This is a genomic window from Nocardioides luti (assembly GCF_014212315.1).
Classification (GTDB): domain Bacteria; phylum Actinomycetota; class Actinomycetes; order Propionibacteriales; family Nocardioidaceae; genus Nocardioides; species Nocardioides luti.
Genome location: NZ_JACKXE010000001.1, coordinates 2,979,730 through 2,999,437, shown reverse-complemented (window position 1 = coordinate 2,999,437; position 19,708 = coordinate 2,979,730). Strand labels below are relative to the sequence as shown.

20 protein-coding genes are annotated in these 19,708 nt (G+C 74.0%); 9 read left to right on the top strand and 11 right to left on the bottom strand.

All coding sequences use genetic code 11. The features are described 5' to 3' along the window. Window positions 1–221: 221 nt before the first annotated feature. Entirely contained in the window at window positions 222–1,238 is a 1,017-nt protein-coding gene (locus H5V45_RS14230) for a GDP-mannose 4,6-dehydratase (protein WP_185253531.1), read from the top strand. On the opposite strand, the gene H5V45_RS14225 is transcribed toward H5V45_RS14230, so the two are convergent. The 3 genes from H5V45_RS14225 to H5V45_RS14215 all read right to left on the bottom strand — a co-directional run bounded on the left by H5V45_RS14225 (window position 1,229) and on the right by H5V45_RS14215 (window position 2,791). Then, the gene (locus H5V45_RS14225) at window positions 1,229–1,720 is read right to left on the bottom strand and encodes a thioredoxin family protein (protein WP_185253530.1); all 492 of its coding nucleotides are present in this window, start codon (window positions 1,718–1,720) and stop codon (window positions 1,229–1,231) included. The genes H5V45_RS14230 and H5V45_RS14225 overlap by 10 nt on opposite strands. A gap of 66 nt (window positions 1,721–1,786) precedes the next feature. Further along, a complete protein-coding gene (locus H5V45_RS14220) occupies window positions 1,787–2,485 on the bottom strand; it encodes a lipase family alpha/beta hydrolase (protein ID WP_185253529.1) in 699 nt (232 codons plus the stop codon). Window positions 2,486–2,488: 3 nt separating this feature from the next. Continuing rightward, on the bottom strand, window positions 2,489–2,791 hold the full coding sequence (locus H5V45_RS14215; RefSeq protein WP_185253528.1) for a MoaD/ThiS family protein: 303 nt from the start codon (window positions 2,789–2,791) through the stop codon (window positions 2,489–2,491). A gap of 81 nt (window positions 2,792–2,872) precedes the next feature. On the opposite strand from H5V45_RS14215, the gene H5V45_RS14210 reads away from it, so the two are divergent. The 3 genes from H5V45_RS14210 to mshD all read left to right on the top strand — a co-directional run bounded on the left by H5V45_RS14210 (window position 2,873) and on the right by mshD (window position 5,623). Continuing rightward, window positions 2,873–3,613: a response regulator transcription factor gene (locus H5V45_RS14210; protein ID WP_185253527.1), complete on the top strand. Its 741-nt coding sequence runs from the start codon at window positions 2,873–2,875 to the stop codon at window positions 3,611–3,613. A gap of 128 nt (window positions 3,614–3,741) precedes the next feature. After that, window positions 3,742–4,719: a hypothetical protein gene (locus H5V45_RS14205; RefSeq protein WP_185253526.1), complete on the top strand. Its 978-nt coding sequence runs from the start codon at window positions 3,742–3,744 to the stop codon at window positions 4,717–4,719. A gap of 82 nt (window positions 4,720–4,801) precedes the next feature. Then, window positions 4,802–5,623 carry a mycothiol synthase gene (mshD, locus tag H5V45_RS14200; RefSeq protein ID WP_185253525.1) on the top strand — a complete coding sequence of 274 codons (822 nt, stop codon included), beginning with the start codon at window positions 4,802–4,804 and terminating at the stop codon, window positions 5,621–5,623. Here mshD and H5V45_RS14195 read toward each other — a convergent pair. The 4 genes from H5V45_RS14195 to H5V45_RS14180 form a co-directional block, all read right to left on the bottom strand. Continuing rightward, complete coding sequence (locus H5V45_RS14195; protein ID WP_185253524.1) at window positions 5,620–5,823, bottom strand: hypothetical protein; 204 nt, start codon at window positions 5,821–5,823, stop codon at window positions 5,620–5,622. The two genes, mshD and H5V45_RS14195, sit on opposite strands and share 4 nt — an antisense overlap. A 41-nt stretch (window positions 5,824–5,864) precedes the next feature. Next, window positions 5,865–6,854, bottom strand: coding sequence for a CAF17-like 4Fe-4S cluster assembly/insertion protein YgfZ (gene ygfZ / locus H5V45_RS14190; RefSeq protein ID WP_185253523.1), 990 nt, complete (start codon window positions 6,852–6,854; stop codon window positions 5,865–5,867). After that, window positions 6,847–7,335, bottom strand: a complete 489-nt coding sequence (locus H5V45_RS14185) for a Fur family transcriptional regulator (protein ID WP_185253522.1) — start codon at window positions 7,333–7,335, stop codon at window positions 6,847–6,849. The genes ygfZ and H5V45_RS14185 overlap by 8 nt, the downstream gene beginning before the upstream one ends. A 144-nt stretch (window positions 7,336–7,479) precedes the next feature. Continuing rightward, the gene (locus H5V45_RS14180; protein WP_185253521.1) at window positions 7,480–7,974 is read right to left on the bottom strand and encodes a heme-binding beta-barrel domain-containing protein; all 495 of its coding nucleotides are present in this window, start codon (window positions 7,972–7,974) and stop codon (window positions 7,480–7,482) included. Window positions 7,975–7,998: 24 nt separating this feature from the next. Here H5V45_RS14180 and H5V45_RS14175 point away from each other — a divergent pair, with 24 nt between their 5' ends. Then, the gene (locus tag H5V45_RS14175; RefSeq protein ID WP_185253520.1) at window positions 7,999–8,361 is read left to right on the top strand and encodes a DsrE family protein; all 363 of its coding nucleotides are present in this window, start codon (window positions 7,999–8,001) and stop codon (window positions 8,359–8,361) included. A 4-nt stretch (window positions 8,362–8,365) separates the two neighbouring features. Here the strand turns inward: H5V45_RS14175 and H5V45_RS14170 are convergent, their stop codons facing one another. Further along, entirely contained in the window at window positions 8,366–9,034 is a 669-nt protein-coding gene (locus tag H5V45_RS14170) for a GDSL-type esterase/lipase family protein (protein WP_185253519.1), read from the bottom strand. 67 nt (window positions 9,035–9,101) lie between these two features. On the opposite strand from H5V45_RS14170, the gene H5V45_RS14165 reads away from it, so the two are divergent. Further along, window positions 9,102–12,122: a coiled-coil domain-containing protein gene (locus tag H5V45_RS14165; RefSeq protein WP_185253518.1), complete on the top strand. Its 3,021-nt coding sequence runs from the start codon at window positions 9,102–9,104 to the stop codon at window positions 12,120–12,122. Between the two features lie 6 nt (window positions 12,123–12,128). Here H5V45_RS14165 and H5V45_RS14160 read toward each other — a convergent pair whose 3' ends face one another. Both H5V45_RS14160 and H5V45_RS14155 read right to left on the bottom strand, forming a co-directional pair. Continuing rightward, a complete protein-coding gene (locus H5V45_RS14160) occupies window positions 12,129–13,175 on the bottom strand; it encodes an alpha/beta hydrolase (protein WP_343061565.1) in 1,047 nt (348 codons plus the stop codon). 84 nt (window positions 13,176–13,259) lie between these two features. Then, entirely contained in the window at window positions 13,260–14,576 is a 1,317-nt protein-coding gene (locus H5V45_RS14155; RefSeq protein WP_185253517.1) for an ATP-binding protein, read from the bottom strand. Window positions 14,577–14,651: 75 nt separating this feature from the next. Between H5V45_RS14155 and H5V45_RS14150 the strand changes: the two genes are divergently transcribed. From H5V45_RS14150 to H5V45_RS14140, 3 genes are all read left to right on the top strand, one after another. Continuing rightward, the gene (locus H5V45_RS14150) at window positions 14,652–16,814 is read left to right on the top strand and encodes an RNA degradosome polyphosphate kinase (protein ID WP_185253516.1); all 2,163 of its coding nucleotides are present in this window, start codon (window positions 14,652–14,654) and stop codon (window positions 16,812–16,814) included. Window positions 16,815–16,882: 68 nt separating this feature from the next. Further along, complete coding sequence (locus H5V45_RS14145; protein WP_185253515.1) at window positions 16,883–17,500, top strand: DUF47 family protein; 618 nt, start codon at window positions 16,883–16,885, stop codon at window positions 17,498–17,500. Window positions 17,501–17,503: 3 nt separating this feature from the next. Then, entirely contained in the window at window positions 17,504–18,520 is a 1,017-nt protein-coding gene (locus tag H5V45_RS14140; RefSeq protein WP_185253514.1) for an inorganic phosphate transporter, read from the top strand. 110 nt (window positions 18,521–18,630) lie between these two features. On the opposite strand, the gene H5V45_RS14135 is transcribed toward H5V45_RS14140, so the two are convergent. Further along, entirely contained in the window at window positions 18,631–19,524 is an 894-nt protein-coding gene (locus tag H5V45_RS14135; protein ID WP_185253513.1) for a hypothetical protein, read from the bottom strand. Between the last annotated feature and the right edge of the window lie 184 nt (window positions 19,525–19,708).

Here is a 19,708-nt window from a genome sequence, read left to right as displayed (position 1 = left end):
TGGATTAAAGAGCAGTTGGGGCGATGCGACCCGTCAGGACATTCGACACAGCGACGAGCGCACGCGGCAGTGGTCCACTGCGCGGCGGCGGGTCAGCATGGTCGAGGACATGGGAAGCACTGTAGGAGAACGCCACCCGGTCCCGCCTTGTTCCATCTCGTCAGACGAGACGTCTGTCCACCCTTCAAGACGCCGGAGGTGATGGCTAGGGTGTGCCCACCATGAGTGAAGCGTCCGGGCCGACCGCCCTCGTCCTCGGCGTCGGCGGCCAGGACGGCGTCTACCTCGCCCGGCACCTGCTCACCCTCGGCTACCGCGTCGTCGGCACCGTGCGCGAGGACGCCCTCGACGGCGACCGCGCGGCGTACCTCTCCGGCGTCGAGCTGCGCGAGCTGGACGTGCGCGACCGGGCCGGCTTCGCCGCGATCCTCGACACCGTCCGTCCGGACGAGGTCTACAACCTCGCCGGCTTCACCTCGGTCGGCGCCAGCTGGGGCCAGGCCGAGCTGGTCGCCGAGACCAACGGGATGGCGGTGCTGCGGATCCTCGAGGAGCTCGTCGCGCACCAGGACCGGCACGGGTCGGCGCCGCGCTACTTCCAGCCGTCGAGCTCGGAGATGTTCGGCATCAGCGACCAGCAGCCGCAGACCGAGGGCACCCCGCACCACCCCCGCAGCCCCTACGCCGTGACCAAGAGCTTCGCCCACCACCTGACGGTGAACTACCGCGAGTCCTACGGCCTGTTCACGTGCACCGGCACGCTCTACAACCACGAGAGCCCGCTGCGACCGCAGCAGTTCGTGACCCGCAAGATCACCCAGGCGGTCGCGGAGATCGCCCTGGGCCGCCGCGAGCAGGTCTCGCTCGGCAACCTCGACGTCCGGCGCGACTGGGGCTCCGCGGCCGACTACGCCCGGTCGATGCACCTCATGCTCCAGCAGGACGAGCCCGCGGACTTCATCGTGGCGACGGGGGTGTCACGCGCGCTCTCGGACGTGCTCGCCCTGGCGTTCCTCGCGGTCGGCATCGACGACCCCACGCCGTACGTCGTGCAGGACCCGGCGCTGATGCGGCCCGCCGAGGTCGTCGACCTCGCCGGCGACCCGACCAAGGCGCGCGAGCAGCTCGGCTGGGAGCCGGCCTACGACTTCGAGACCGTGGTCGACCACATGGTGCGGGTCGACATGAGGCGGCTCGAGACCGGCGTCGAGGAGTCCGAGGACTACCTCTACCCCTGAGCGCCGATCCCGGCGAGCGCGGACAGGACCTGCTCCTTGCGGGGCGCCCCGGCGGCCCGGGTGACCTCGGCGCCGCGGGCGTCGAGCACCAGCGTGGTCGGGGTGCGCAGGACGCCGAGGTGGCGCACCAGCTCGAGGTGGTGCTCCGCGTCGACCTCGACGTGGCGGACGCCGGGCACGACGTCGGCGACCTCGGTGAGCGTGCGGCGGGTGGCGCGGCAGGGGGCGCAGAAGGCGGAGGAGAACTGCAGCAGCGTGGCCCGCTCCCCCAGCTCGAGGGCCAGACCCTGCGACTCCGCGAGGTCGGCGATCGAGGGGGTGGCCGGTGCGGGCTCGGACGTCGGGGACGCGGTCGAGGTGGCGGCCGCGGCGGCGCGGACGCGGTGCGTGCCGCGGAAGCGGCCGTCCACCGCCGCGCGGTAGAGCCCGAAGGACAGCGCTGCCACGACGGCGACGACGAGTACCCATGCTCCTGCGGTCATGAAGTGCTCAACGACGGATGCACGCTTTCGATTCCGGGGCGCGCGAGGCTGTGCCCGGCGGGACGCTCAACCGGCGCGGGACGCGCGGGCGAGCCGCTCGGCGACGACGCCCCAGACGTCCGGGTCGAAGCCCAGTCCGAGGTGGGTGGAGTCGACCTCGACGTGCTCGACGTCCGGCGAGCGGCCGTCGACGGCGGAGCGCCACGGCACGATGCCGTCGCGCCGGCTGACGATCGCGGTCACCGGCACCGCCTTCGGGACGGGGCCGCCGAACACCGGCGAGCCGTAGGTCACGACGCAGGCGACGTACGACGGGTGCAGGCGCGCGACCTCGCGCACGATCACGCCGCCCAGGCTCCAACCGACCAGCGAGACCGGCCCGTGCTGCTCGGCGAGACCGGCCACCTGCTGCCCGAGCCGGCGCGCGTCGGCGCGGGCGTCACCGCGGTTGATGCCGAAGCCCCAGCCGTGGGCGTCGTAGCCCAGCGCGCGGAGGTAGGTGCGCAGCGGCAGCGTGGCCACCTCCGGTGCCCGCCAGCCCGGGACGTCGACGACGACGTGACCGGGCTGCGGGGCGCGCGGCGCCCGGGCCAGCCGCGGGGCCGCAGCCACCAGGCGCGGCCCCTGGAGCGCTGTCGCGAGCTCGCGGTGCAGCTCGCCGAACATCCGGGCGTCGGGGTCGGGTGCGGACGCCGGGTGGTCCCAGGCGCGGGCGGCGGAGCTCAGCCCCAGCAGCCGTGAAGCGGAGGTGAGCCGCGAGGGCACGGCTCAGCCGCCGGCGAAGGGCGGGAGGAACTCGATGGTCGAGCCGACCGGCACCAGGACCTCGTCGGGGTCCTCGGCCGAGACGGGGCGGTCGCCGAGCAGGGTCGAGCAGCTGCCGAGGACCGCGCCGAGGCGGGTCCCGGGGTGCAGGGCGACGGCCCGGCGGAGCACCTCGGTGAGCGAGATCGGGCCGTCCACGGGGAGATCGTCACCGGCGACGCCGGCCGCCGACTTCGCGGCCGCCCAGTAGTGGACGCGGATGACCCGCGTCTCATCCGGACCGGTTCCCGGCGCGTCGAGGCTCATGTTCGGTATTCTTCACCACGACGAAACCCGACCGAGGCCCAGCGCTGCGTCTTGGTCCCCGCCCGTTACGGGAGGAGACCCATGAGCACCCTTCTGCTGCTCACCAGCGCGCTGCAACCCTCGACGGAGGTGCTGCCGGGGCTGGCCCTGCTGGGCCACCAGGTCAAGATCCTCCCCGCCGAGGGCAGTGCCCTGCTCGAGGCGCCCGACGCCGACCTGCTGCTGGTCGACGGCCGCCAGGAGCTGGCCCACGCCCGCGACCTGTGCCGGCTGATCCGCACCACCGGCACCGACGTGCCCGTCCTCCTCATCGTCACCGAGGGCGGCCTCGCCGTCGTCACCCACGACTGGGGCATGGACGACGTCGTGCTGCACACCTGCGGCCCCGCCGAGCTCGAGGCGCGCATCAAGCTGGCGATCGGCCGGCTCGCCGCCCGCCGCGAGGCCGACGACCCCGAGTCGCACGTGATCCGCTCCGGCGAGGTGGTCGTCGACGAGGCGACGTACACCGCCAAGATCGGCGGCCGCGCGCTCGACCTCACGTTCAAGGAGTTCGAGCTCCTCAAGTTCCTCGCCCAGCACCCCGGCCGCGTCTTCAGCCGGCAGCAGCTGCTGCAGGAGGTGTGGGGCTACGACTACTTCGGCGGCACCCGCACCGTCGACGTGCACGTGCGGCGCCTCCGCGCGAAGCTCGGCCCCGAGAACGAGACGCTCATCGGCACGGTCCGCAACGTCGGCTACCGGTTCGTCCTCCCCACCAAGGAGGCCAAGGAGATCAAGGACTCCTCCGACGCGCTGCACCGTGCGGAGCAGGACGCCTGACGGCTGGTCGGGAACGACAGCGAGGAGTCTGCGGCGCACCTGGTGCGGCTCAGACTCCGCGCTGATGGTTGTCCACAGGTGTTCCTGCAGCAGGTGAGCCGGCCAGCGTCCCTGGGCAGCCTCCTGACGTGGACCACGACCGCCTGCGCGAGCTGCTCGAGCTGCAGTCCGGTGTCGTCGCCCGGCGCCAGCTGCTCGGCAAGGTGGGGGCGGGCAAGCACGACCTCGACCGGATGGTCCGGCGTCGTGAGCTCACGGCCGTCCTCCCGGGGGTGTACGTCGACCACACCGGCCCACTGAGCTGGCACCAGCGGGCCTGGGCGGCCGTTCTCCACGCAGGACCGGGCGCGGCGCTGTGCCTGGAGTCCGCGTGGGCGGCTGACGGGTCGGCTGGTGCACCGCTTCCGGGCGACGCGGTCGTCCACGTCGCCGTCGAGGCCGCACGCCGCCTCGCCGACCAGCCGGGGGTCCGCGTGCACCGCGTCGTCGGGCTCGCCGCCCAGGTCCAGGAGAACGCCTCTCCCCCACGCGTGCGCACCGAGGCGACCGCCCTGGAGCTCGCCCACCGCGCACCGACGCGGTTGGACGCGGTGCGCGTGCTGACCGACGCGGTCGGCGGACGGCGTACGACGGCGGCGCGGCTGCGCACCGCACTCGCCGCGCGATCACGCACCCGCGACCGGGCCTTCCTGACGCGGCTCCTGGACGACCTCGAGCGTGGCACCTGCTCGGTCCTGGAGCACGGCTTCCTCACCCGCGTGGAGCGAGCGCACGGCCTGCCCGAGGGGCGGCGGCAGCGGCCGCGACGCGCGGAGGGGCGGGAGTACCGCGACGTGGAGTACGTGGCGTTCGGGCTGGTGGTCGAGCTGGACGGCCGGGCCGGCCACACGGGTTGGGACGCCACCGGGCGCGACGCGGACCGCGACCTCGACGACCACGCGGACGGCCGGGAAGCGGTGCGACTCCGGTGGCGGCAGGTGTACGGCACCGAGTGCCGGACCGCGGCGCGACTGGCACGGATCCTCCAGCGGCGCGGCTGGACCGGGGCACCGGTCGCCTGCGGTCCGGACTGTGCCGTCGCTGCCCTCGACCGGCCGGCTGCCTGAGCGAGGAGTCTGGGGCGCAGCACGTGCGCCTCAGACTCCTCGCTCTCGAAGCAGCCGCACCCGAGGCTCCTAGAGTGGCGGGGTGACCGACCTCGAGGCCCTCGCGGCCGCCGCCGAGTCCGCCGACGGAGCCGCCCCGCTGGACGAGGCGACCTGGCTGGCGCTCCGGCACCGGCCCGACAGCGTGCAGCGCTTCGAGCGCGAGGGCGGGGTCGCGCTGGTGATCGGGGACGAGCTGACGCTGGTCGTGCACCCGGACGCGCGGGGCCGGGGCGTCGGGACGAGCCTGCTGGACGAGGCGCTGGACGCCCGGGCAGGCGGCGGGCGGACGGGACAACTCAGTGCGTGGTCGCACGGCCACCACCCCGCGGCCGACCGGCTCGCCGCGTCGCGCGGCTTCGCGAAGGTGCGCGAGCTCTGGGTGATGCGCCGTGCGACGGCCGACCCGCTCCCGGAGCTGCCCGCGAGCGACGTACCCGTCCGGTCCTTCCGTCCCGGCGACGAGGCCGAGCTGCTGCGCGTGAACGCCGCGGCCTTCGCGCACCACCCCGAGCAGGGGTCGATGGACGCCGCCAACCTGGCCGAGCGGATGGCGGAGCCGTGGTTCTCCCCCGACGGGCTGCTCGTCGCGACGGACGGCGAGCGGATGCTGGGCTTCCACTGGACCAAGCAGCACTCGGCCGCGCTGGGCGAGGTGTACGTCGTGGGCATCGACCCCGGCGCGCAGGGTCGTGGCCTCGGCAAGCTGCTCACGCTCGCCGGGCTGCACCACCTGGCGGGGCTGGGCGTCGCCGAGGTGCTGCTGTACGTCGAGTCGGACAACGCCCCGGCGGTCGCGGTCTACTCCGGGCTGGGCTTCGCCCATGCGGCGGCCGACACGCACGTGATGTACGAGAGGGCCTAGCTCTCCCGCCAGAGCAGCACCAGGCAGAACAGCGACCCGATCCCCCACATGCCGAGCACGGGGATGTCGCCCACGTTCATGCCGTGGGCGGCATCCATCCGCCAGATGGTGTGGCCCGCCCAGGGGCCGTGCCCGGCCAGGAGCAGCAGCGTCAGCGCGCTGATGATGCCGAAGAGGCAGACGACCAGGAACGCGCGCACCCGCCAAGGATGCCAGCGGGGCGGTGAGAGCGCCGTGCGGGTCAGCGCATCGGGCGCACGTGCAGCCCGACCTCGGGGTCGACGACGACCTCCTGGCCGGCCGGCATGTCGTCGACGACCAGCGGGGCGTCCACGGGGACGTTGCGCTTGACCATGCCGAGCGCGATCGGCCCGAGCTCGTGGTGGCGCGCGGACGAGCCGACGAAGCCGACCACCTTGTCGCCGGAGCGGATCTCGGCACCCTGCGCGGGCAGCCTGTTCTCGGTGCCGTCGAGGTGCAGCAGCGTCAGCCGGCGCGGCGGCCGCCCGAGCGTGTGCACCCGCGCGACGGTCTCCTGCCCGCGGTAGCAGCCCTTGTCGAGGTGCACGGCGGCCGGGATCCAGCCGGCCTCGTTGGGGATCGTCCGGGCGTCGGTGTCGATGCCCAGGCGCGGCTCCCCGCGCGCGATCCGCAGCGCCTCGAAGGCCCAGAAGCCGCACGCCGGGCCGGCGGCCGCGGCGTACGCCGTCAGCTGGTCGCGCGGGACGAGCTCGTAGGCGGCGTACGGCGACGGGTGGTTTCGAGACGGTTGCTGCGCAACCTCCTCAACCACCGGCGCGGGGCGGGGGCGCCAGGTAACGGCCAGCTGGTCGGTCACGTCGGTGACCTCGACCCGCATCATGAACTTCATCCGCTCGAGGAACGCGATGAGCGCGGCCACCTGGCCGGGCTCGGTGTGCGCCGTGAACGCCTCGCCGTCGTCGTACCCGTAGAACGCGTGCTCGACGTGGCCGTTCGGGCTGAGCACCAGCGCGCCGGTCCACACCTTCGGCGCGAGGGCGGTGAGGTGCTGCGAGGTCAGCGAGTGCAGCCAGGTGAGGCGGTCCGGCCCGGAGATGCGGAGCACGTCGCGGTGCGAGAGGTCGACGAAGCCCTCGCCGGACTCGAGCGAGCGCTGCTCGAGGTTGAAGGAGCCGTAGTGCGCGGCCACCTCGGCGTCGATGCCGTCACCGGCGACGGCGCCGGGCAGGTCCAGCAGGGGGCTACGCATGGGTGTGGGGCTCCTCGGGATGTGCGTGGGTGCCGGGCGGGGTGCCGGGCGGGTGGTCGGCGTGCGCGGGGCGTTCGCAGTCCGTGCACTGGCCGAAGACCGTCAGGTGGCCGACGTCCACGACGAACGCGTGCTCGTCGCGCAGCCGGTCGCTGAGCGGGGTGATGACACCAGGGTCAACCGAGGTGATGCGTCGACAATTCCGGCAGACGAGGTGGAAGTGCTCGTGGTCCGTGACGGAGTGGTACGTCGGGGCGCGGTCGCTCAGGTGCGCGTGCCGCACCAGGCCGAGCTCCTCCAGGACCTCGAGCGTGCGGTAGACCGTCGACACGTTGACCGCCGACGACTGCTCGCGGACCTTGGCCAGCACCTCGTCGGGGGTGGCGTGCCCGAGCTCCTCGACGGCGCTGAGGATCAGCTCGCGCTGCGGGGTCAGCCGGTAGCCGCTGCCCCGGAGTCGCTCGCGCCAGTCGTCGGTCATGGGGCCATTGTTGCGCGGTTGGGCGGGGAGGGTCTCGATACGGTCGCTGCGCGACCTACTCGACCGACGAGACCGGTTCGGCGGGTGGGTCTCGATACGGTCGCTGCGCGACCTACTCGACCAGCGGGACCGTCCGAGAAGACGTCAGGCGCGGACGAGCCGGGCCCAGGTGTGCGGCTGGAGCGCCTGCCCCATGGCCGCCATGTCGAAGGCGTAGAGCAGGTCGCCCTCGACGTTGCCGTAGAGGCGCTTGCCGCCGGTGTACTCCTTGGCGGTCTCGGTCCGGGCGACCGCGTCGGTCGTCAGGTCGAGCTTGCCGCCGTCGGCGGTGCCGTGCCAGATCTCGACGAAGCCGGTGTTGTGGGTCAGCAGGAACTCCACCTTGCCGTCCTCCAGGCAGCGCAGGAAGCCGGTCTCGATCGCGGCGTCGCGGATCTTCTCGCCGTTCTCGTCGGTGATCCACGCGCGGGACATGTAGTGGAAGAACGGGCGGCCGTCGTGGGTGAAGATCAGCTCCTGGCCGAACTCGTACGCCTCGATCGTCGGGTAGTCGCCGTGGCCGCTCCCGCGCCAGGTGCCGAGCAGCCAGGCCACGGGACCACAGTTCGGGTGCAGGTTGTCGGGGAGCTCGAAAGGCATGGCGACCACTCTAGAGTCGGACGCATGCCACGCCCACTCGTCGTCAAGGTCACCTGCGGGAGCGAGGACGCCGAGCGCTGCAACCAGGCGTTCACCGTCGCCGCCACCGCCGTCGCGGCGGGCGCCGACGTCTCGCTCTGGCTCACCGGCGAGGCCGCGTGGTTCGGGGTGCCGGGCCGGGCCGAGGAGTTCGCGCTCGACCTCGCCACGCCCCTGGCCGACCTGCTCGCCGCGGTGGTCGCCGGCGGGATGGTCACGGTGTGCACGCAGTGCGCCGCCCGGCGGGGCATCGTCGAGGGCGACCTGCGCGAGGGTGTCCGGATCGCCGGGGCGGCCGGCTTCACCGAGGAGGTCCTGCGCGACGACGTGCAGGCCCTCGTCTACTAGGCGCTCACTCGGCCAGCCGGTCGAGGATCACGCCGGCGAGCGCCCGCGCGCCCTCCGGCGTCGGGTGCACGCCGTCGAAGCTGAGACCCGGAAGCCAGTCGCCGTTGCGCCCGTAGAGGCGGTCGTCCGGCCCGATGTCGACGTACGTCGCCCCGGCCTGCTCCGCGGCCCGGCGCTGCGCCTCCACCATCGGCGTGACCGGCTTGGCGTAGGCCGCGTCGATGGCCGGCGGGCCGATCACCCACACCTGGGCACCCGCGTCCCGCGCCAGCCCGACCATCGTCACGAGGCTCGCGACCGACGGCTCGACCGGCAGCCCCTGCAGCACGTCGTTGGTGCCGCCCATGATCACGACGCCCTCGGGGTCGCGCGCCAGCACGTCCTGCTCGAAGCGCTCGGCCATCTGCACCAGGGTCTGGCCGCCTACGGCGACGTCCGCGACGTACGACCAGGGCGAGCGGCCGCTCACGGCGTACGCCACCCACGACGCGGGGCCGGGGCGGGCGTCGAAGCGGCCGGTGTCGGCCTGCGTGAGCGAGTCGCCCATGAAGACCGTGCGGACGGGCTGGTCGGCGGTGGCGCCGCCGGAGCCGTCGCGCAGGACCACGAACGCCGCGCCCGCGGCGACGAGCACCAGCACGGCCCCGATCCCGGCCTCCCGTGTCCCGATCACGCCTCGATCCTGCCCGATCGCGCCATCCGCGCGACTGCCGGGCGGACAACGGATAACCTCCCTCTCGATGACCTCGGGCCCCACTGACGACGACCAGCGCGACGCCGACGACTCCCTGCGGCGCGATCGCGCGCGCGCCGAGGACGGCGGGAGCCGCTGGCGCCGCCGCGTCCAGTCTGCGCAGACCGTGCCGGAGAACCCCGAGCTGGCCGTACGCCGGGCCGCCGAGCAGGCCGCTGCGGCCCACCGCGCCGCCAAGCTCCGGCACGCCGCCGAGCTGTCCGCGACGGAGGCCTCGGCCGAGCGGCTGGTCGCCGAGGAGTCCGCCCGGGCCGCGTCCGTGGCCCGCGAGGAGGCCGACGCGAAGGCCGCCGAGCACGCCGCGGCCGCGCAGGAGGCGCACGCCGCCCGGGCCGAGGCCGAGGCCGCGGTCCGAACCCACGCCGAGGAGCGCCTCGTCGCCGAGCAGGCCGCGATCGCCGCGCTGAAGGAGCGCGAGACAGCCGAGAAGGCCGCCCTCGAGGAGAGCGCGTCCGCGCGGGCCTCGATGGCGTTCCGCCTGGTCGCCGAGCAGGCCGCCGCGCTGCAGGCCGCCGACCGCGCCGCGGCCGAGGACGCCGCCCGGGACGCCGCCGAGGCGGCCACCCTGGCGCACGCGGCCCGCACCGAGGCCGAGGAGACCGCGCGCGGTCTCGGCCGCGACGCCGCCGACGCCCACAGCGCCCGGGTCGCCGCCGAGGAGGCCGCCGCCGAGCACGCCGAGGCCGCCCGGCAGGCCCACGAGGACCGGGCCGCGGCCGAGGCCCGCGCCCACGAGCTCGCCGAGGCCGGGTCGCGGGCCGCCGAGGAGCACGCCGCGGCCGCCCGCGCCGCCGCGGACGAGCACGCCGCGACGCTGCAGGCCGCGACCGAGGAGCACGCGGGGTCGCTCCGGGCCGCCGCGGACGAGCATGCTGCCGCCGTACGATCCGCGGTCGCGGCGCGCGAGGCCGCCGAGACCGCGGCCGGGGAGCACGCCGACGCGCGGAGCGCCGCCGAGCAGGCCGCGACCGAGCAGGCCGAGGCCCGGGCCGCCGCGGAGCAGGCCGCGCGCGAGCAGTCGGAGACCGCGCACCGGGCAGCCGCCGAGCGCCGGGCCGCCGAGGACGCCGCCCGGGCCGCCGCCGAGCGCGCGGAGCAGGCCCTGGCCGAGCGCACCGCCGCCGAGGAAGCCGCTCGCGAGCAGGCCGCTGCCGCCGCCACCGCGGCCGCCGCCGAGGAGGCCGCCCACCGGGCCGCCACCGAGCTGGCCGACGCGACCCGCATCGCCACCGAGGCCCGCATCGCCGCGGACGAGGCCGCCTCCCGGCAGGCGGAGCTGGCGAGCGGTGCGCACGACGGGCGTACGGCGGCCGAGCAGGCCGCCGCAGAGCAGGCGGCGGCTCGCGCCGAGGCCGACCAGTCGGCCGGCTACCACGCCCAGCAGGCCGGCGCCGCCCACCGGGCCCGGACCGCGGCCGAGGAGGCCGCCCGCGTGCAGGCCGACCGGGCCGAGCAGGCCCTCGTCGAGCGGACCTCCGCCGAGAACGCCGCCCGCGAGCAGGCCGTCGCCGCCGGACTCGCCGCGGCCGCCGAGGAGGCCGCGCACCGCGCCGCCACCGATCTAGCCGAGGCCACCCGCACCGCCACCGAGGCCCGGATCGCCGCCGACGAGACCGCCGCCGAGCACGCCGACCGGGCCTCCGTCGCCCACGACGACCGGGCGATGGCCGAGCACGTCGCCGCGGAGCAGGCCGAGAAGCGCGCCGCCGCCGAGGAGGCCGCGCAGGCCGCCGCCGAGGTCGCCCGCGAGGCGCAGTCGGAGCGGGCCGCCGCCGAGCAGGCCGCCCGCGACCAGGCCGCGCGCGCCGAGCAGGCGCTCGCCGACCGCGAGGCCGCGGAGGCCCGCTTCCGCGAGCTCGCCGACGCCGCGGCGATGGCCGCTCAGGCCGAGCACGCCGCCCACCAGGCCGCCGAGCTGCGCAGCCGGGAGGCGCGGGCCGCCGAGGAGGCCCGGGCCGCCGCGGACGCCGTCGCCCAGGAGCACGCCGAGGCGCGGGCCGCCGCCGAGGAGGTCGCCCGGGTCGCCCTGGCCGACCGCCACGCCGCCGAGGAGGAGGCGCGCAGCCAGGCCGAGAGCGCCTCGCGCTCCGCGGCCGACCGCGAGAGCGCCGAGGTCCGCACCCGCGAGGTCGTCGACCAGGCCGCGGCCGCCGCCGCCGCGCACGCCGACGAGATCCGGGTCGCGTTCACCGCCCGCACCGACGCGGAGGAGGCGGTCGCCGAGCAGGCCCGCCTGCGCGCGATCGCGGAGGAGAAGGCCGAGAAGCGCGCGATGGAGCGGAGCGCGGTCGAGGCCGCCGTACGCCGTCAGACCGAGGTCGCCGAGGAGGCCCTGCGCGAGCGCCGGGCGGCCGAGGAGCGGGCCCGCGACCTCGCGCACGCCCTCGCCGAGACCCGTGCGCTGCTCCTCGACGAGCTCACGGTCCGGCGGCACTGGTGGCAGCGTCCCGAGGCCGTCGTGCTCCCGCCGCACCCGCCGCTGAACGCCGACCTCCAGGGTGACGACGCCGTCGCCGACCGCGCCGGCACCGGCCTGCCCGCCGGCGACCCGGTCGGGGGCCGCCGCTCGGCGGACACCCCCGACGACGCCGACGCCGTGCTGACCTTCGGCTCACCGCGCAGCCGGATAGCCCGCGTCGCGGCCGTCGGGGCGCTCGTGGCGGCCCTCGTCACGGCATACGCCGTCGGCACGGCGCTCGCGGTGCCCGTCATCGCCGGCGGGGCCGGCCTCACCGTGCTGCTGGTGCTCGTCGCGGTGGTGACCCGTCCGCGCACGTCGTACGTCCGCCTCGACCGCGGTCTGGTCGACATCGTCGACGGCGACCACCACCACCGCTTCGACCTCCGCGACGAGCGCACCGTGGTCGAGACCGAGGGCCAGCCCGGCAGCCGCGACTGGCAGGTCCGCTTCCTGCGCCGCAGCCTCGAGCCGGTCGTCGTCACCTCGAGGGCCGTCGACTCCGTCGCGCTGACCGAGGCGCTGCGTCGCTGGCGCCCGGAGCTCTAGCGGGCCTCAACCACCGAGGGCGGCCTTGAGCTTGGCGGCCAGCTCGGCGACCGCGGCCTTCGAGCTGCGGCCGACGCCGACGATGTTGAGGAAGCCGTGGATGAGGCCGGGGTACCTCTTGAGCTCCACCCGCACGCCCGCCTCGGCGAGCTTGCGGGCGTAGGCCTCGCCCTCGTCGCGCAGCGGGTCGAAGCCGGCCGTGGCGACGAACGCGGGAGCCACCCCGGCGGGGATGTCGGCGTAGAGCGGTGAGTAGCGCGGGTCCGTGAAGTCGCCGCCCGCCGGCATGTAGCTGTCGTTGGCGAGCTCCATGTAGGCCCGGGTCAGGTAGAACCCCTCGCTGAACAGCTCCGCGCTCGAGGTGCGCCGCACGCCGTCGCTGGCGGGGTAGACCAGCAGCTGGAACGCCAGCGGCAGGCCCTCGCGCGCGGCCACGAGCGCGACGCCGGCCGAGAGCGTGCCGCCCGCGGAGTCGCCGCCGACCGCGAGCCGGGCCGGGTCGCCGCCGAGCGAGGCGGCGTTCGCGACCACCCAGCGGTACGCCGCGCACGCGTCGTCGTACGCCGCGGGGAACTGCGCCTCGGGGGCCAGGCGGTAGTCGACCGCCACGATGCGCACGCCGCTGCGCTCGGCGAGGAAGCGGCAGGCGGCGTCGTGCGACTCGAGGTCGCCGTGCATGAAGCCGCCGCCGTGGAAGAACACCAGCAGCGGCCCGGTGGCCGGGGCCCCGGTGGGCACGTAGAGCCGCGCGGGCAGGTCCGCCACGGTCAGGTCGCGGACCGAGCCGATCGGCTGGCGCCCACCGGCCGCTGCGGCGTGCCGGCGCAGCGCCGCGCGGCCCTCCTCCATCGGCAGGGTCTCGGCGCCCGGCTCCTTGGCGAGCTTCTGCAGCCACAGGCTGAGCTGGACGTCGGTCGCGAGGGTCTGGCCGTCGCGGACGACCGGCTTCCCGACCAGCCGGCGCTGCACCGGCTCGGGGAGCGCGAGCATGCCGCGCAGCACGGTTGCCTGGACACGGGGGGTGAGCGTCGCGACGACGTCCTTGAGGGCCACGGGGGGAACCTACCGGCGGCCCGTCCGTCCGCGGCCGGGGGTCCGCCCCGCGACCGCTGGCGCGGCGCGCGCCCAGGGGCCGCGTCAGGCGGACGCGGCGTCGGGGACCGCCTCGGGCAGGCGCAGGTCGGCGACGAAGACGTGCCGTCCGTCGGCCAGGCGGTGCGCCGCGATCGTGAGCTCGACGAGGCGCTCGCTCCCGTCGCGGCAGAGGCCCGGGACGGTCACCGCGCGGTCCAGCAGCGGCGCGCGGCCGTTGGCCAGGAACAGCGTGAAGCCGGCGAGGTGGGCCTGCCGGTAGCGCGGCGGGATGATCGCGACGAGCCGCTGCCCGACCAGCTCGTCCTCGTGGTCGTAGCCCAGCGCCGCCAGCGCCGGCGGGCTCACCGCGAGGATCCGGTTGGCGTCGTCCGCGGCGATCTGGCCGGTCGGGGACTCCGAGACCTCGCGCGAGGCCCACGGCAGCGGCGCCACCTCGGGCGGGGCGGCGTCGGCGAGGTCCATCCAGGCCGAGGCCCGGCCACCGACCGCCTGGATCGCGACCTCCCGGCAGACCCAGCGGCGGAAGGCGCGGATCTCGGGCTGGGTGGGCGGGTTCAGGAAGGCCCCGGCGTCCGACAGCGCGATCGCGGCGTCGATCGTCTCGTCGAGCACCTTGAAGTTCGTGACGTCGTCGCCCGAGACCGGCAGCACCAGCTTCGGGCTGGAGACGGCCGGCTCGGTGGCCGTGGCCATCAGCTCGTCGGAGTCGTCGCCCAGCCCGGGGTCGGGGAAGTGCTCGAGCATCAGCCCGATCGCCTCGCTGGCCGCGGCGTGCGCCTGCAGCGCCAGGAGGTCGTCGTCGTCGGTGAGGTTGTGGAGGAGGTACTCGCGCAGCAGCGCCTCCGCGTGCTGGTGCCAGGCGACGTGGATCAGCAGCGGGACGTTGCGCAGCTCGACAGCCAGGGTGTCCGGTCCGGGCACGACGTCGACCTCCGGGAGCCCGGAGAGGTCGAGGACGCTCTCGGCGCCCTCACGGTCACCCCGGTCGAGCTCGAACCACACGGTCTTGCCCTCGCCGCTCGGCTGGGCGCCCCAGCGGTCGACCATCTGCTGCAGCATCCGCAGCCCGCGACCGGTGCCGGCCAGCGTCGAGTTGTGCCGCGGGGCGGGCAGCTGCGTGCTGCCGTCACCCACCTCGACCCGCAGGCCGACCGCCAGCACCCAGGCCCGCACGCTGATCTGCGTCCCGGCGTGCACGAGCGCGTTCGTGACGACCTCGCTGACGAGCAGCTCGGCGGTCTCGACCAGGTCGTCCCGGCCCGCGCGCGCCAGCTCCTCCCGGACGAGGCGACGCGCCTCCCCCACGCTGGCGGGGTGGGGCCGCAGCGTGGCCTCCACACCCCCCAGGCGACTGCTCACACCTGTTTGTACCCCATCCGTCCGGCCCCGATCACGTCCACCCGCCGTTCACCCGCCGGTGCCACACTGGTCTACATGAGTGCGGAGACCGTCCCCAGCCCCGTCGTCGTCCCACCGGACGACCGCGCCGCGGAGGCGACGTTCGACGTGGAGCCGCCGTACGTCCCCGACCACGAGGCGCTCGCCGCGGTCGAGAAGTACGACGACCGCTTCCTCGACCGGGAGCTCTCGTGGCTGCACTTCAACCAGCGCGTCCTCGACCTCGCCGAGGACCAGTCGCTGCCGCTGCTCGAGCGGGCCCGCTACCTCGCGATCGTCACGAGCAACCTCGACGAGTTCTTCATGGTCCGCGTCGCCGGTCTCAAGCGCCGGATCGCGGCCGGGGTCGCGGTGCGGGCCGCCTCGGGCCTGATGCCGCGCGAGGTGCTGGAGCAGATCTGGCGCGGCGCCGGCGAGCAGATGCTGCGGCACGCCCACGTCTTCCGCGACGAGATCGTGCCGGCCCTGACCGAGGCCGGCATCGAGTTGCTGCGGTGGGACGAGCTCGACCGCGAGGAGCAGAAGTACTGCAAGCGGCTCTTCAAGGACCGGGTCTTCCCGGTGCTGACCCCGCTGGCGGTCGACCCCGCGCACCCGTTCCCCTACATCTCCGGCCTCTCGCTCAACCTCGCCGTCGTGATCCGCAACCCGAAGACGGACAAGGAGCACTTCGCGCGGGTCAAGGTGCCGCCGATCTTCACCCGCTTCGTGCCGCTGGGCAACCAGCGCTTCGTGCCGCTCGAGGACGTCATCGCCGAGCACCTCAAGCGGCTCTTCCCCGGCATGGAGGTGCTGGAGGCGCACTCCTTCCGGGTGACGCGCAACGAGGACCTCGAGGTCGAGGAGGACGACGCCGAGAACCTCCTCGCCGCCCTCGAGAAGGAGCTGCTCCGCCGCCGCTTCGGCCCGCCGGTGCGCCTCGAGGTCGAGGAGACCATCTCCCCCGCGGTGCTGGAGCTGCTGACCTCCGAGCTCGGCGTCACCCAGGACGAGGTCTTCCGGCTGCCCGGCCCGCTCGACCTGCGCGGCCTGCACGGCATCGCCGACCTGCCGCGCGAGGAGCTGAAGTACGCCGCCTTCGTGCCGACCACCCACTCCCGCCTGGCCGAGGTCGAGTCCGCGGCGCCCGTCGACGTCTTCAAGGCCGCGCGCCGCAACGACGTGCTGCTGCACCACCCCTACGACTCGTTCGCCACCTCGGTCCAGCGCTTCATCGAGCAGGCCGCCGCCGACCCGCACGTGCTGGCGATCAAGCAGACGCTCTACCGCACCTCCGGGGACTCCCCGATCATCGACGCCCTCGTCGACGCGGCCGAGTCCGGCAAGCAGGTGCTGGTGATCGTCGAGATCAAGGCGCGCTTCGACGAGCAGGCCAACATCCGCTGGGCCCGCAAGCTCGAGCAGGCCGGCTGCCACGTGGTCTACGGCCTGGTCGGGCTCAAGACCCACTGCAAGCTGTCGATGGTCGTCCGTGACGAGGCCGAGGGGATCCGCCGCTACACGCACATCGGCACCGGCAACTACAACGGCAAGACCGCGCGCAGCTACGAGGACCTCGGGCTGATCACCACCAACGAGCGCATCGGCGAGGATGTCGCCCACCTGTTCAACAACCTCAGCGGCTACGCCCGCAACGCGTCGTACGACGAGCTGCTCGTCGCCCCGGACTCCGTGCGGGACGGCCTGGTCGACCAGATCCACCAGGAGATCGCCCACCACCGGGCCGGTCGCCCGGCCCGGATCCGGATGAAGGCCAACTCGGTCGTCGACGAGGCGATCATCGACGCGCTCTACCTCGCCTCGCAGGCGGGTGTGCCGATCCAGCTGCTCGTGCGCGGGATCTGCTCGCTGCGGCCCGGGGTTCCCGGGCTGTCGGAGACCATCGAGGTCCGCTCGGTCCTCGGCCGCTTCCTGGAGCACAGCCGGGTGTTCTGGTTCGAGAACGCCGGCGAGCCGCAGGCCTGGATCGGGTCGGCCGACATGATGCACCGCAACCTCGACCGCCGCGTCGAGGTCCTGGTGCGGCTGCCCGGTCCGGACAACGTGGAGGCCGTCGGCCGGCTGCTCGACCTCGCCTTCGACCCCGACACCAACGCCTGGCTGCTCGGGCCGGACGGCGAGTGGACCCGTAACGCTGGCGGCGTCCACCTCCAGGAGGCGCTCATCGAGGGCCAGCGGCGACGCCGCTCGGCGCCCTGACTTGCGCGTCCGGCGTCCCGACCCCCTAGCATGACGGCTGTTCTCATCCTGCTCTCCAGGAGTTTCCCGTGGGTTTGAAGTTCCGCCCGACCGACACGACGTTCTACGACCTCTTCAGCGAGGCTGCCCAGCACCTCGTCGGGGGCGCCGAGCTGCTCGCCGAGATGCTCAGCGAGACCGCCGACCACCAGGACGTGGCCCGTCGGATGCGCGAGGCCGAGCACCAGGCCGACGAGACGACGCACGCCATCGTCCGCCGCGTGAACACGACGTTCGTCACGCCCTTCGACCGCGAGGACATCTACAACCTCGCCTCGGGGATCGACGACGTCATGGACATGATGGACGAGGTCGTCGACCTGATCCTGCTGTACGAGGTGAAGATCCTGCCGGCCGAGCTGTCGACCCAGGTCGAGGTCATCCAGCGCTGCGCCGAGATCACCGCGGCTGCGATGCCGAACCTCCGCTCGATGCAGTCGCTGGAGGAGTACTGGATCGAGATCAACCGTCTCGAGAACGTCGGCGACAAGAACCACCGCCGGATGCTCGCCCACCTGTTCAGCGGCGAGTACAAGGCGATGGAGGTGCTCAAGCTGAAGGACATCGTCGAGTCGCTCGAGGGCGCCATCGACGCCTTCGAGAAGGTCGCCAACATCGTGGAGCAGATCGCGGTCAAGGAGTCCTGACCCGTGGAGCTCGCGATTGTCATCGCGGTTGTCGTCGTGGCCCTCGGCTTCGACTACACCAACGGTTTTCACGACGCGGCGAACGCCATCGCCACCTCGGTCTCGACCCGGGCGCTGACCCCACGGGTCGCCCTGATCCTCGCGGCGGTGATGAACTTCGTCGGCGCGCTGCTCGGCCAGGAGGTCGCGCACACCGTCAGTGACACCATCAAGTTCGCCGACGGCCTCGACGCGGGGCATGCGCTCGTCGTCGTACTCGCGGGCCTGCTCGGGGCCATCGCGTGGAACCTCATCACGTGGTACTTCGGCCTCCCCTCCTCCTCCTCGCACGCCCTCATCGGCGGCCTCGGCGGCGCGACCATCGCCGCGGGCCCCGACATCGCGGCCGTGCAGTGGAAGACGATCATCGACAAGGTCGTGATCCCGATGGTGGCCTCGCCGCTGTTCGGCTTCGCGGCGGCCTTCGTCGTGATGCTCTCGATCATGTGGATCTTCCGGAAGCGGAACCCGCACAAGGTCTTCCGCGGCTTCCGGATGGCGCAGACCGTCTCGGCCGCCGGGCTCGCCCTGGGCCACGGCCTGCAGGACGCCCAGAAGACGATGGGTGTCATCTTCCTGGCGCTCCTCGCGACCGACCACGTCTCCGAGGGCGACCCGCTCCCCCTCTGGGTCGTCATCGCGGCCGCCTCGGCGATCTCGCTCGGCACCTACTCCGGCGGCTGGCGCATCATGCGCACCCTCGGCCGCCGGATCATCCACCTCGACCCGGCCCGCGGCTTCTCCGCCGAGTCGGTCGGCGCGGCCGTGCTCTACACCACCGCGTTCGTGTACGCCGCCCCCATCTCGACCACCCACATCATCACCTCGTCGATCATGGGCGCCGGCGCCACCAAGCGCTTCTCCGCCGTCCGCTGGGGCGTCGCCCGCTCGATCGTCACCGCCTGGGTCCTCACCTTCCCCATGGCCGGTCTGATGGCCGCGATCTGCTACTTCGTGCTGCACCTGGTCGTCCCGGTCTGAGCCTGGCCGGCGGCCGGGCTCGCGCTCTGGCGGGATAGTCCGACACGTTTCTGTTGTCCGAAGCCCCTTGGGGCGACAGAAACGTGTCGGACTATGCCGGTGGTGACGCGTCAGCCGGCTCGGTGGCGCAGCAGGTAGGACCGTTGTCCGCTGGTCAACCGCCGTCGCTGCTCCACGGTCTCGGTGCGGACCCACCACGGGGGTGCCTGGGTCGTCCAGGCGCGCTGTGACTCGGGCAGCCACCGGGCTCGTGCTCGAGTGGCGTGGATCCGAGCCACCAGCGCGTCGACGTCGCCGCGATCGGCCGCGACGGAGGTGAGGTACTCCAGGCCATGGCTGCGGAACACCTCCTCCCGCCGCACATCCCTCGCTCGTTGAAATCCGGTCAGGTGCAGGGAGGAGTCGTACTCGACGGCGACCCCCGCGTCCGGGTCGAACAGGTCGGGCGTGCCCAGGTGCCGGCCAGCCCGGTCGAAGATCGGGACGTTGCAGAGGGGGATGCCGAGCCCTGCGTCCACCGTCCACACGAGGCGCAGGTCGACCTCCGCAGGCGACCAGCTGTTCTCCTGCATCAGGCCGAGAGCGTCGCGCGCTCGGGGGATCCCCGTCCACGCGGCGTGGGCGAGCACGTACGTCGACAGCTCGGACGTCGAGACGAGGTCGTTGAAGCACGCCATGTCTGCGGCACGCACGGCCAGCCGAAGATTGTCGGCGTACCGCATCTCGAAGCACACGGACCGTGCTGCCGTGGTGATCCGCAGGCCGTCCACCTCGATGAGGTCGCGAGGGTCCAGCTTCTCCTTGCACACCCGGATCCCCGGCTGGTGACGGACGTTCAGCCCACCGGTCGCCAGTGTCACCGGCAACCGCCACCCGGCCACGTCCGTGCCCTCGAACCAGCGTCCACCCAGCCACCGCAGCGCCGCCCAGCCCGTGACGCCTCCGTAGCTCGGCAGGACAGCGGCCGCCTCGACGATCCTCTGCTCGACACGGTCGAGGCCCACCGTCGACGGAACGAAGAGACCCGCACTCGTCCGTCGCCACGCCGCCCCGCGCACCTGCGCGGGGGTTGGCCCTCGCTCGCCCTTCGGGTCCACGCGCACGGGCCGGACGAGCCCGGGCCGGGCGGCGTGGAAGGCGGGTGGATCGAACGCGGACACCCCACGAGGGTTCCTCGGCCCGAGGATC